This is a genomic window from Pseudomonas xantholysinigenes (assembly GCF_014268885.2).
Classification (GTDB): Bacteria; Pseudomonadota; Gammaproteobacteria; order Pseudomonadales; family Pseudomonadaceae; genus Aquipseudomonas; species Aquipseudomonas xantholysinigenes.
This window is the reverse complement of the sequence record NZ_CP077095.1, coordinates 361,067-373,977: the sequence shown is the minus strand read 5'-3', so window position 1 is coordinate 373,977 and position 12,911 is coordinate 361,067. Positions and strand designations below refer to the sequence as shown.

Annotated in this window: 9 protein-coding genes; 1 reads left to right on the top strand and 8 read right to left on the bottom strand. The window is 62.2% G+C overall.

Annotation, left to right across the window (positions count from 1 at the left end; all coding sequences use genetic code 11):
- Positions 1-229 precede the first annotated feature (229 nt).
- Positions 230-1,330 (bottom strand): glycine betaine monooxygenase reductase subunit, encoded by a 1,101-nt coding sequence (gene gbcB / locus HU772_RS01695; RefSeq protein ID WP_186653635.1) that lies wholly within the window; start codon positions 1,328-1,330, stop codon positions 230-232.
- A gap of 298 nt (positions 1,331-1,628) precedes the next feature.
- On the opposite strand from gbcB, the gene gbca reads away from it, so the two are divergent.
- Positions 1,629-2,921 carry a glycine betaine monooxygenase oxygenase subunit gene (gbca, locus tag HU772_RS01690; RefSeq protein WP_186653648.1) on the top strand — a complete coding sequence of 431 codons (1,293 nt, stop codon included), beginning with the start codon at positions 1,629-1,631 and terminating at the stop codon, positions 2,919-2,921.
- Positions 2,922-3,125: 204 nt separating this feature from the next.
- Here gbca and HU772_RS01685 read toward each other — a convergent pair whose 3' ends face one another.
- From HU772_RS01685 to HU772_RS01655, 7 genes are all read right to left on the bottom strand, one after another.
- Positions 3,126-4,028: an RHS repeat-associated core domain-containing protein gene (locus HU772_RS01685; RefSeq protein WP_186653651.1), complete on the bottom strand. Its 903-nt coding sequence runs from the start codon at positions 4,026-4,028 to the stop codon at positions 3,126-3,128.
- 803 nt (positions 4,029-4,831) lie between these two features.
- On the bottom strand, positions 4,832-5,602 hold the full coding sequence (gene etfB / locus HU772_RS01680) for an electron transfer flavoprotein subunit beta (RefSeq protein ID WP_186653654.1): 771 nt from the start codon (positions 5,600-5,602) through the stop codon (positions 4,832-4,834).
- 11 nt (positions 5,603-5,613) lie between these two features.
- Positions 5,614-6,846, bottom strand: a complete 1,233-nt coding sequence (etfA, locus tag HU772_RS01675) for an electron transfer flavoprotein subunit alpha (RefSeq protein WP_186653656.1) — start codon at positions 6,844-6,846, stop codon at positions 5,614-5,616.
- Entirely contained in the window at positions 6,846-8,798 is a 1,953-nt protein-coding gene (dgcB, locus tag HU772_RS01670) for a dimethylglycine demethylation protein DgcB (RefSeq protein WP_186653659.1), read from the bottom strand. The genes etfA and dgcB overlap by 1 nt, the downstream gene beginning before the upstream one ends.
- 207 nt (positions 8,799-9,005) lie before the next feature.
- Complete coding sequence (gene dgcA / locus HU772_RS01665) at positions 9,006-11,066, bottom strand: dimethylglycine demethylation protein DgcA (protein ID WP_186653662.1); 2,061 nt, start codon at positions 11,064-11,066, stop codon at positions 9,006-9,008.
- 15 nt (positions 11,067-11,081) lie between these two features.
- Entirely contained in the window at positions 11,082-11,612 is a 531-nt protein-coding gene (locus tag HU772_RS01660; protein WP_028688448.1) for a DUF5943 domain-containing protein, read from the bottom strand.
- Between the two features lie 213 nt (positions 11,613-11,825).
- Complete coding sequence (locus tag HU772_RS01655; protein ID WP_186653665.1) at positions 11,826-12,803, bottom strand: dipeptidase; 978 nt, start codon at positions 12,801-12,803, stop codon at positions 11,826-11,828.
- Between the last annotated feature and the right edge of the window lie 108 nt (positions 12,804-12,911).

The following is a 12,911-nucleotide window of genomic DNA, read 5'->3' as shown; positions in this document are numbered from 1 at the left end:
CGATCGGTAACGGTACCGCACCATAGGCCGTATAGCTGCGGCCAGGATACCCAACACCGCCGATGGGGCTGTTCTGTCTGTCACAGGTAAGCAGGTAGACAAGCACTGGCCACAGCCCCTCGTCGAGGATTCCGACTAAAGATTGGCAGCGATGCAGCGGCAGTGGAACTGGCAAAAATATCAGGCCCCCATGTCACCAGGACCGCGTTGCGGCCCCTACGAACACAGATCAATACTCAATGCGCACATCCCCCTTCGGCACGCTGCAGCACGACAGGATGTAGCCCTCGGCCTCATCCTCCTCGGTGATCCCGCCGTTGTGCTCCATCTCCACCTCGCCGCCGAGCTTGAGCACCTTGCAGGTGCCGCAGATGCCCATGCCGCAGGCCTTGGGGATCATCAACCCGAGCTTGGCCGCCGCCGCATGCACGGTTTCGCCCGGGGCCACGCGGATGCTCTTGTCGCTGCCGACGAACTCCACCAGGTTGAGGTCGGCCACGTCCACTTCCGGCGCATCGGCCGCCGCTTCCGCGTGCTCCACGGCATCGGCCTTGGCTTCCGGCGGCGTCGCACCGAATGATTCCTCGTGATAGTTGTGCATGTCGAAGCCAACCGCCTCGAGCATGCGCTTGACCGCGTTCATGTAGGGCGTCGGGCCGCAGCAGAAGATCACCCGCTCCATGTAGTCCGGGGCGATCAGCTCCATCAGGCGCTGGTTGAGGTAACCGCGATAGCCCGCCCACGGCTCGCCCAGCCCGTGCTTCTCGCAGACGATATGCAGGCTGAAATTGGGAATGCGCGAGGCCATCTGTTCCAGCTCGCGGTGGAAGATGATGTCCTTCGGCGAACGGGCGCTGTGCACGAAGACCATGTCGACATTGGCGTTGGTGTCGTAGAACCAGCGGGCCATGGACATCACCGGGGTGATGCCGACACCACCGGACAGGTACAGCACCTTGCCCGCCGGGAAATCGATGGCGTTGAACAACCCCACCGGCCCGTGCACCGGCAACTCTGCGCCTTCGTGCATGGTGTCGTGGAGGAAGTTCGACACCTGCCCGCCCGGCACCCGCTTGACCGTGATCGAGAAACTGTAGGGCACCGACGGCGAACTGGAGATGGTGTATGAACGCATCACAGGCCGGCCTTCGATCTCCAGCTCCAGGGTGACGAACTGCCCGGGCTTGAAGAAGAACATGATCGGCTGGTCGGCCATGAAGCAGAAAGTGCGCACGTCCCAGGTCTCCTGGATGACCTTGACGCAGCGCACGATGTGGCGGCCATTGGCCCAGGTCTGAGTGGTGACCGGATTGAGGAAGGTATCGGACATGTTCATCTCCAGCAGCCGACTGTCGGCCTTTCTTATGGCTCCGATAATGCGCATCCCGCCGGCGCCGTACATTCCCATCCGCGACATCGGCGTGCTTATCGCGACCAGCCCCGCACTACAGGGGCTGGCGCGTCGGAATTCGATTCGGCCATGTCGCCCATGGACATGGTCGTTTCAGTGCCCGAACGCACACTCCTCGGCAAAACCAACTGCTGTATCCCAAAGCAGACCGCCTTGCGGCATAACAACAACGATTAGCCACCTTTTGCCGGCCGCACGCGGCCCCGAGGACCACACGATGGACGTCACCGCAACCCTGAGCCTGGGCGATCCACTGGAACCTGCACGCAAGGCCACCGCCGAGATGCTGCAGACCCGCGAGCGCACCTACTCGCTGCCGCAACCGTTCTACTGCGACGAGCGCCTGTTCCAGATCGACATGCAGGAGATCTTCCACAAGGAGTGGCTGATCGCCGGCATGGTTTGCGAGATCCCGACCAAGGGCAACTACATCACCCTGCAGATCGGCAAGAACCCGATCATCGTGATACGCGGTGCCGAAGGTAAGGTGCATGCCTTCCACAACGTCTGCCGCCACCGCGGTTCGCGCCTGTGCGTCAGCGACAAAGGCAAGGTGGCCAAGCTGGTCTGCCACTACCATCAATGGACCTACGAGCTCGACGGTCGCCTGCTGTTCGCCGGCACCGAGATGGGCGCCGACTTCGACATGAACCAGTACGGCCTCAAGCCCGTGAACGTGAAGGTTGCCGGTGGCTACATCTTCATCAGCCTGGCCGAGACCCCCCCGGCCATCGACGAATTCCTCGCCACCCTCGACCACTACATGGAACCCTACGACATGGAGAACACCAAGGTGGCGGTACAGACCACCTTGATGGAGAAAGCCAACTGGAAGCTGGTGCTGGAGAACAACCGCGAGTGCTACCACTGCAGCGGCTCGCACCCCGAACTGCTGAAGACCCTGCTCGAGTGGGACGACACCAACGACCCCCGCGCCAGCCAGGAATTCAAGGACCACGTCGCCGCCTCGGCCGCCGCCTGGGAAGCCGAGAAGATCCCCTACCTGCACAAGAGTCATGGCCTGCGTAACCGCATCGTGCGCATGCCGCTGCTCAAGGGCACCGTGTCGATGACCATGGACGGCAAGGTGGCGTGCCAGAAGCTGATGGGCCGCATCAAGAATCCGGACCTCGGCTCGATGCGCATCCTGCACCTGCCGCATTCGTGGAACCACTGCATGGGCGACCACATGATCGTGTTCACCGTGTGGCCGATCAGCGCGCAGGAGACCATGGTCACCACCAAGTGGCTGGTGCACAAGGATGCAGTGGAGGGGGTGGATTACAACCCCGAGGACATGCGCAAGGTGTGGGATGCCACCAATGACCAGGATCGGCGGTTGGCGGAGGAGAACCAGCGGGGGATCAACTCCACGGCGTATCAGCCAGGGCCGTATTCGAAGACTTATGAATTTGGCGTGGTTAACTTTATCGACTGGTACAGCCAGCGCATCTTGAATAATCTTGGGGCAGAACCGGCACCGTACCTAAAGGAAGTAAAGGCACAATAATCTGAGCCGCCCCCGCAAATCGGGGGCTTACTCATTGAGTACCGACAGCATTGAAAGACGCTGAGCGAAAGCTCACCAAAACATCATATGCACTGCACGAAAATCGCTCTCGGGAGCGGAGCGCACACCACTGTCCAAATAATCCACGCCAGTCACCGCACGGCCTTCAGCGCACATCTAATATTTTTGTAACTGGTGGCCGGTTTAGGGTTTACTTTGACCCGCCCGAATACGTTCAACCCCCAAAATAACTCTCTGAGTCGCACGTGCAAGCCGTTGTTCAGCCTCTACCGCTCGGGCCTCCCACTTGGCTGCTTCGGCCATGGCGATATCCAGCTCCTGCCTTAAAATATTGGCCTCAACACCACTCAGGGCCGAGTGCTGCCGACTGTAGGCCCTGGTCAACGGTCGTCGCTCAACAGTAGCCGGGGGAGTTTCAATATCAATGATGACACCTTCAGGAATAGTCTCCATATTGGCACGCGGCCGGCTGATATCAGAGGCTAGATTCATGCCTGAGTTAGCGACTGATATGCTACCAGCTATCGCATTCGCCGTATTCATCACAGGTTCTGCACCTACAAGGAAAGCGCCGGTTGCGACCACTGAGGCAGTTGTTTCAACGATTCCAGTCCCTGTTCGCAAAGGGTTGGCGGTTTCAGGATTGTAACGTGACCCAATAGCGGCACTCACGTTTCCAATAGCGGGCGCAGAGGAACCCAGAAGATTAGCGGCGAATGAAGTAAACGAACTCCACGCGTTAGTAATTGTCGTGACAAATGACCTACCACTTCGATCATGGAAAGTGACAGGGTTCCCCTGGCAATACGCGTAAGCGTTCCTGCCGCCAGCACCGAACGGGCTCCATTTATCATCCGGCGAAAGAAAGCGCATCAACACCGGGCTGTATGCTCTATACCCATTACCCAACAAATAAATATCTGATTTCAGCTCGCGCAGTTGACCTGTGAAGCCAACTTTCGTGAAACCAGCAGGCCTAGGTCGGTAGCCATAGGGCGAGTACGCGGCAACCATCAGGCCAGACGTAACTCGAGAAGCAAACGGGCTCAGAAGCAAATCCGTCATCAGCAGTTGTGTCGATGCCATGGGACAACTCCTAGATTGTTTGAGGTCCAAGTTATTCGGCCAGCAAGAGGTGGCTTCGATTGTGGCCCTGGCCGGAGGGGCTGACTACTGACAAAAATACTAGGGCGTCACCTTGCTTTCACGCACTTATCCACAGCCTTCCGTCCCACTTGAGCAAAGCGCGGCTGCAACGGCCATCGTTTACACTGGCGGCGGCTGATCAAATATTGAGCAGTCCCATGGACGCTAGGCATAGCGGCGCTTGCAGCGAAAATCCAACACTTTTTCCACAGGTGGGCGCACAGGAACTGTGAAAAACTCTGAACGAGGGGAAAAGGGGTTGTGCATATCTCGCCGGAACCCACCTTTTTCCAGATCAGTTTGATGAGTCGAGCCTTTGATCGATTACTGAACAATCTATCGTGTCCCTTGATAGTCGGGACCTCCAGCGATAACCAAACAGGTTATCCACAGCATGGCCAACAGAGATTGTGAGCAAACTGTCTTGAGCAGTGAAAGAGCCGCGTTGTTACCCGTGGGTAGACTTGATCAAATTTCGAACAAATCCGTGTAAGCCTTGCTGGGCAAGGGCTACAGCCAAGCGCGAACACTTTATCCACACATTGTCGAACAGATTTCGTGGATAACCGAAAGCCAGATTGTCGATCTCACTGATCTGGGCCGGGAGTGGTCGCGGCTGGAGCCGTTGTGGACAAGATTCAAACCGCCGCGACATGAAGTGAGGGCTGATTTATGTGGTGCCTGTACTGGCCCTTTCGCGGGCAAGCCCGCGAATATCGAGCCTACGCTTGATCCTCAAAATTTCAGCGCAGCACTCCCTCCTCCACCAGCAGCTTGAGAATGGCCTCGGCGCCATCCTGCGCGGAAACATCCTTGAGCACCTTGCCGCCCCCGCCACTGGCCTTGGCCGTGGCGGCCTTCATGCGGTCGGCGCCGCTCTTGGCCTTGATCACCTTGAGCCGCTTGGGCCGTGGGCGGGCGGGTTGCAGGGCATCTGCGGCCAGCAGCGGATCTTCCACGACCTCTACAGTGCGCGCCGCCAGCACGCCTCGGCGGGCCGGGCCGAACGCGCTCTGCCGAGGCTGGGGCGCGGCGTTATCCACAGTCGCCAACAGCGGCAGGCGTACCTTCAAGCGGCGGCGCTGGCCGCGAGGCAGTGCCTGAAGTATCTGAGCAGTGCCGTTGTCGATGGACTCCACTTCAGCCAGTCCGACCACCAGCGGCCAGCCCAGCTTCTCGGCCAGCAGGAACGGCAACATGCCCGAGCCCTCGCCGGTCTCGGCCTGGCTGCCGGTCAGCACCAGCTGGGCGCCCGCGTCACGCAGGTAGTCGCCAAGCACGCCCAGCACATCGGCGCCGACAGGCTGCTCCAGCACATCCAGGTGATCCAGCCCCATGCCCAAGTAGGCACGCAGCGCCTCCTCGCGCGGATTGCCGGCATGCACCACCTGCAAGTTATCCCCAGCCAGTTGCAAACCCAGTTCGACGGCGCGGGCATCCTGCTCGGCGCGGCGGGCGCGACCGGAGCTGGGGTGGGCGCCGATCGAGACCAGGCTGATGACTTTCGTACTCATGCTCACTGCCCCTATGCCGCGTCGCGCTGGCCGCCGCTGCGGAAGTTGTCCACAGCCTCGATCAGAGCCTTGAGAATCGCCGAACTGTCGCCAATCACCGACAGGTCGGCCCGTTTGATCATGTCGCAGCCCGGGTCCATGTTGATCGCCACCACCTTGTCGCAGGCACCGATGCCCTGCAGGTGCTGGATGGCGCCGGAGATACCCACAGCCACATAGACCCGTGCGGTGACCCAGGTGCCGGTGGCACCGACCTGGCGGTTGCGCGGCATGAAGCCATCGTCCACCGCCACCCGCGACGCGCCCTCGGTGGCGCCCAAGGCAGCGGTGGCCCTGTGGTACAGGTCCCAATCCTTGACGCCGTTACCGCCCGATACGATGAATTCGGCCTCGGCCATGGCGATGGCAGCCGGGTCCACGGCCACCGGGCCAAGGTCTTCGATGCGCGACAGGCTGCGCGCCACGCCTGTGGACAACTCCACGGGCAGCGCTTGGTGACGGGTCTCGCTGACCGGCTCGGCGCATTCGGCGGCGGCCAGGATCAACCGTGGCAGATCACGTTGAAGATCTTGCTGGCCAGCACCGGCACGGCCGATGCACTGGCCATCCTTGACCTGCCACACCCGCGTCGCCGGACGCTCGCCCAGGGCTGCGGCGAAACGCCGGCCCAGTTCGCCGCCACCGCTGCGGCTGTCGGGCAGCAACCAGTGGCGTGGGGAGAACTGGTTATCCACAGCACGCAGGCCCTGCACCAACTGTTCCGGTGCATAACCCTCGAAGGCCTCGCCCTCGATAACCAGCAGCCGATCGACACCGGCTGTGGAAAAGTTGTTTTCCTTGTGTTCGCCAAACACGATGGCCAATACCGCGCCTTCGCTGCCGGCAAGGCTGTGGGCAAGGCCCAGCAGGTCACGATCGTGACTGCCCAGGCGGCCTCCGACCATGTCCGGCACCACAGCGATGTAGAAGGCCGGATCTGCCACGCTATGCAGCGGCAGCTGCACTTCGGCCGCCGCGCTGCGTCGTCCGCCGACACCGGTACCCTGCTGGACACCGCTGCGGTCGATGCGCTTGAGGCCGCTAGCCCCGATAAAGCCGGCGGCGATCGCGTGCGGGTTCTTGCGGATGATGCCTTGAGGGCCCATCCAGCTGCTCTGTTGCGTCTGCATTGCCGCATGTAGCGGGTGCAGGCGGTTACGGGCGATCCACTCGGCGCGTGGATCGCGGCGGATGATGTCGCTCATCAGTGCACCTCCGCAGGTTCACGTTTGGCAGCCTGCGACTTGGCGGTTGCAGGGGTTTGCTCTTCGATCAGCACATCGGCAACCAGCTCGGCCAGGTCCTTGATCTGCGGACGTGGTTCAACCACGCCTTCGAGCATCGCCGTGCACTGTGGGCAACCCACGGCCACCAGCTCGGCTTCGGTCTCGCGGATATCATCCATGCGCATGTCGGGGATACGCTGCTTGCCAGGGATATCGGTGATCGGCGCACCGCCGCCGCCACCGCAACAACGGGAACGGAAGCCCGAGCGCTGCATCTCGCGCACTTCGATCCCCAGCGCCCTGAGCACATCGCGCGGGGCTTGGTACTCGTCGTTGTAGCGGCCCAGGTAGCAAGGGTCGTGGTAGGTGACGCTGCCGCCCTTGTGCTGGCCGAGGTTGAGTTTGTTGGCGGCAATGAGTTCGGCGATGTAGGTGCTGTGGTGCTGCACCTGGTAGTCGCCGCCAAGGGCACCGTATTCGTTCTTCAGCACATGGAAGCTGTGCGGGTCGCAGGTGACGATGCGCTGAAACTGGTACTTGGCCAGGGTCTGGATATTGCGTTTGGCCAGTTGCTGGAAGGTCGCTTCATCGCCCAGGCGACGGGCCACGTCACCGCTGTCGCGCTCTTCCAGGCCAAGTACGGCAAAGTCCACGCCGGAGGCCTTGAGCACTTTGACGAAGGCGCGCAGCGTGCGCTGGTTGCGCATGTCAAAGGCGCCATCGCCCACCCAGAACAGCACCTCGGTGCGCTTCACCTCAGACAGCAATTTGAGGTTGAGGTCGGCCGCCCAGTTCATTCGCCCGCCAGGAGCGAAGCCGCCGGGGTTGTCGGTGGCGATCAGGTTGTCCAGCACCTCGGCGCCCTTGTTCGGCGTCGCGCCCTTTTCCAGGGTGAGGTGGCGGCGCATGTCGACGATGGCATCGACATGCTCGATCATCATCGGGCATTCCTCGACGCAAGCACGGCAAGTGGTGCACGACCACAGCGTCTCGGCATCGACCAGACCATTGACGATCGGCTGGTGCGGATGGCCGCCGTGCTCACCGATCGGCTTGCCCGGGTAAGGGCTGCCGGCGAACTGTGCGTCGGTGCCGCCGGCCAGGCCGATGACCATGTCCTGGATGAGCTTTTTCGGGTTCAGCGGCTGGCCGGCGGCGAACGCCGGGCACATGGCCTCGCACTTGCCGCACTGCACGCAGGCGTCGAAACCGAGCAGCTGGTTCCAGGTGAAATCAACCGGTTTCTCCACACCCAGCGGCGCGTTGGGGTCTTCCAGGTCCAGCGGCTTGAGGCCGGTGGAGCGGCCGCCGCCGAAGCGCTCGGCGCGGCGGTGCCAGGCCAGGTGCAAGGCACCGGCGAAGGCGTGCTTCATCGGCCCGCCCCAGGTCATGCCGAAGAACAGCTCGGACACGCCCCACAGCACGCCAATCCCCAGCACGGCGACAAGCACCCAGCCACCGGTGCCTTGCGGCAGGATACCGGCCACCGGCAGCGTGGCGATGAAGAAGCTCGCCGCGAACATCAGCAGGCTCTTGGGCAGGCGCATCCACGGGCCCTTGGACAGGCGCGCAGGTGGGTTGAGCCGGCGTTTGAAGACAAAGACCGCGCCGCTGAACATGATCAGCGTGGCCACCAGCAAGGCATAGCCGAGGATCTTGCTGTGCAGGCCGAAGCCATGCACCAGGATCGCCAGCAGCGCCGAGAGCACGAAGCCGCCAGCGGTAGCCACGTGGGTCTTGGACATGTACTTGTCGCGCTCGACCACGTGGTGCAGGTCGACCAGGTAGCGCCGCGGCATGGCCAGCAGGCCTTTGATCAGATCGACCTTGCTCGGCCGCCCGCGCCGCCACATGCGCACCCGGCGCAAGGCACCGAGCACCGCCAGGCCAAGGGCGGTGAACAGCAGGATGGGTAAGAGGGTGTTCAACATGGGAGGCTCCCACAACAGCTAGAATCCTGCGCCGCTCTCAAGGGCGGCACCGACCCCTGTAGGAGCGGCCTTGTGTCGCGAAAGGGCTGCGTAGCAGCCCCGGGGGCTTAGCGGTTATGCACAGATCCCGGGGTCGCTTCGCGACCCTTTCGCGACACAAGGCCGCTCCTACAGGGGGCCAATCCCGCCTCTAGAAAGGCGGTGCGATCAGAAGTCCTTGCACAGGCGCAAGGCGTCGTAGATCGCCGCATGCACGTTGCGCTGGGCCACGCAGTCGCCGATGCGGTACAGCAGGTAGCCCTCGCCCGGCTGGCTGAGGATCGGCTGCGGCTTGATGGCGAACAGCGCCTCCACGTCGATCTGACCCTTGTTGCGCGAGCCGTCCTTGAGCGCGTAGTACAGCTGCTCGTCGGGGCGCACGCCGTTTTCCACCACCACCTGGTCGACCACCCGCTCTTCCTTGGCGCCGGTGTACTCGTTCTCGAGCACCGCCACCAGCTTGTCACCCTCGCGGTAGACCTTTTCCAGCATCATGTCGCCGGTCATGATCACTTCCTTGGGGTACATGCTGCGGTAGTAGGTCGGGAAGGTCGTGCCGCCCATGGCCACGCCCGGTTTGATATCGTCGGTGACGATCTCGACCTGGCTGCCCTTGTCGGCGATGAAGTCGGCCACCGACATGCCGGTGAACTCACAGATGGTGTCGTACACCAGCACGTTCTTGCCCGGCGCAACCTTGCCGTCCAGCACATCCCAGCTGCTGACCACCAACCCTTCGGCAGCGCCCCAGTGCTCGTTCTGCTCCAGGAACGAGTGGCCGCCGACCGCCAGCACGATGACATCCGGACGCAGGTCCTGGATGGTCGCCACGTCAGCGGCGGTGCCCAGACGCAGGTCGACCTTCAGGCGCGCCAGCTCCAGTTGGTACCAACGGGTGATACCGGCGATCTGGTCACGCTGCGGGGCCTTGGCGGCGATGGTGATCTGCCCGCCGATCTGCTCCTTTTTCTCGAACAGCGTCACGTCGTGGCCCCGCTCGGCAGCTACACGGGCGGCTTCCATGCCAGCAGGTCCGGCACCGACCACCACCACCTTGCGCTTGACGCCGGTGGTCTTCTCGATGATGTGCGGTACGCCCATGTACTCGCGGGAGGTCGCGGCGTTCTGGATGCACAGTACATCCAGGCCCTGGTACTGGCGGTCGATGCAGTAGTTGGCGCCGACGCACTGCTTGATCTGGTCGATCTGGCCCATCTTGATCTTGGCGATCAGGTGCGGATCGGCCATATGCGCACGGGTCATGCCGACCATGTCCACGTAGCCGCCTTCGAGGATGCGCGTGGCCTGGTTCGGGTCCTTGATGTTCTGCGCGTGCAGCACCGGGACCTTGACCACTTCCTTGATGCCGGCCGCCAAGTGCAGGAACGGCTCCGGCGGGTAGCTCATGTTGGGAATGACGTTGGCCAAGGTGTTGTGGGTGTCGCAGCCCGAGCCGACCACGCCGATGAAGTCGAGCATGCCGGTGGCGTCGTAGTAGGCGGCGATCTGCTTCATGTCCTCGTGGCTCAGGCCATCGGGGTGGAACTCGTCGCCGCAGATGCGCATGCCCACGCAGAAGTCGTCGCCCACCTCGGCGCGCACGGCCTTGAGCACTTCCAGGCCAAACTTCATGCGGCCCTCGAAGGTGCCGCCCCATTCATCGGTACGCTTGTTGACCCGCGGGCTCCAGAACTGGTCGATCATGTGCTGGTGCACGGCCGACAGCTCGACGCCGTCCAGGCCACCCTCCTTCGCCCGGCGCGCCGCTTGCGCGTAGTTGCCGATCACCCGCCAGATCTCTTCCGGCTCGATGGTCTTGCAGGTGGCGCGGTGCACCGGTTCGCGGATGCCCGATGGCGACATCAATGTCGGCCAGTTGAAACCGTCCCAGCGCGAGCGGCGGCCCATGTGGGTAATCTGGATCATGATCTTGGCGCCATGCTTGTGCATGGCATCGGCAAGATTCTGGAAGTGCGGGATGATGCGGTCGGTGGACAGGTTGACCGACGACCACCACTCCTGCGGGCTGTCGATGGCCACCACCGACGAGCCGCCGCAGATCGCCAGGCCGATACCGCCCTTGGCTTTCTCTTCGTAGTACTTCACGTAGCGGTCGGTGGTCATGCCGCCGTCGGTGGCGTAGACCTCGGCGTGCGCGGTGCTGAGCACGCGGTTGCGGATGGTCAGCTTGCCGATCTGGATCGGCTGGAACATTGCTTCGAAGGCCATGACGCTATCTCCGGCTTACAACGGCTTTGTAACGAACAGGCCATCTTCGTGGCCTTCCTCCGACCCGCCATAGACCTGTTCGGCCACGGTGCGGATCGAGCTGCCACGGGCAGCGAGAATCTGGTCCATGGCGCCGGCGAACCAGCCGGTGAACATGTAGTCGACCTTGCGCCCGCACTTGCCGTACACGTACACAAAGGCGGAGTGCTTGAGCTTGACGCTGCAGGTGCCTTTATCGAGGTCGATGTCCTGGATCTGGAACAGCCCCCAGCCACGCTGGCTCAGGCGTTTCATGTAGTGCTCGAACACCGCCACGCCTTCCAGGCCATGGCATTCGGCCTCTTTCTCGCACCAGTGCCAGGCAGACTTGTAGCCGGCCTTGTAGAGGATCTCGGCGTACTTGTCGGCGCCCAGCACTTCCTCGATGCCCATGTGGTTGTTGACGAAGAAATGCCGTGGCACGTAGAGCATCGGCAGGGCGTCGCTGGTCCAGACACCGGTCTCGCTGTCGACTTCGATTGGCAATTGCGGGGCGATCTTGGCCATGGAAACTCAACTCCATAAAATTTTTGGATTCGATCAAAAGCCGCTTTGGCTTTTGTTTTTATAAACAGCCGCTGTGAGTGCTGTTGGGGCCGTAGCGAGCGCGTCGAGCGCAAGGAAGGGCCGAAGCGAAAAGCGAGACAGTGCCGAGGCACGGCGAGCTTTTCGTGAGGGCCTGACGCAGCGATCGGCGTGCGCAGTAGGCCCCAGCAGTGCTCACTCGCCCCAGACGTCCTTCAGGACGTTGACCCAGTTTTCGCCCATGATCTTGCGCACTACGCGTTCGCAGTGGCCGCGCTTGAGCAGGGTCTCGGTCAGGTTGGGGAACTCGCCGACGGTACGAATACCCAGCGGGTTGATGATCTTGCCGAAGTTGGTCAGGCGCCGGGCGTAGCCTTTGTCGTGGGTCAGGTACTCGAAGAAGTCCTGGCCATGGCCCTGGGTGAAGTCGGTGCCGATGCCGATGGCATCCTCGCCGACGATATTCATGGTGTATTCGATCGCTTCGGCGTAGTCGTCGATGGTCGAGTCGATACCCTTGGCCAGGAACGGCGCGAACATGGTCACGCCGACGAAGCCGCCGTGGTCGGCGATGAACTTCAGCTCTGCATCGGACTTGTTGCGCGGGTGTTCCTTGAGCCCGGACGGCAGGCAGTGGGAATAGCAGACTGGCTTCTTCGACTCGAGGATGACTTCCTCGGAGGTTTTCGAACCGACATGGGACAGGTCGCACATGATGCCCACGCGGTTCATCTCGGCGACGATCTCGCGACCGAAGCCCGACAGGCCGCCGTCACGCTCGTAGCAACCGGTGCCGACCAGGTTCTGGGTGTTGTAGCACATCTGCACGATGCCCACGCCAAGCTGCTTGAACACGTCGACGTAGGCAATCTGGTCTTCGAACGCATGGGCGTTCTGGAAGCCGAAGAGGATGCCGGTCTTGCCCAGTTCCTTGGCCTTGCGAATGTCGGCGGTGGTGCGCACCGGCATCACCAGGTCGCTGTTGTCGCGGATCAGCTTCTGGCTGGCGGCGATGTTGTCGACGGTGGCCTTGAACCCTTCCCATACCGAGACCGTGCAGTTGGCCGCGGTCAACCCGCCCTTGCGCATGTCCTCGAACAGCTCGCGGTTCCATTTGGCAATGATCAGGCCGTCGATGACGATGCTGTCGGCGTGAAGTTCGGCTGGGCTCATCAGGCTGTCCCCTTTTATTCAAGTTTGCCTGCGCCGAACCTTGTGCCGGCGCTTTGGGGCCAGCATATGCCTGCCGTCGGTGACGCCCCGATGCAAAAACGACAGGGG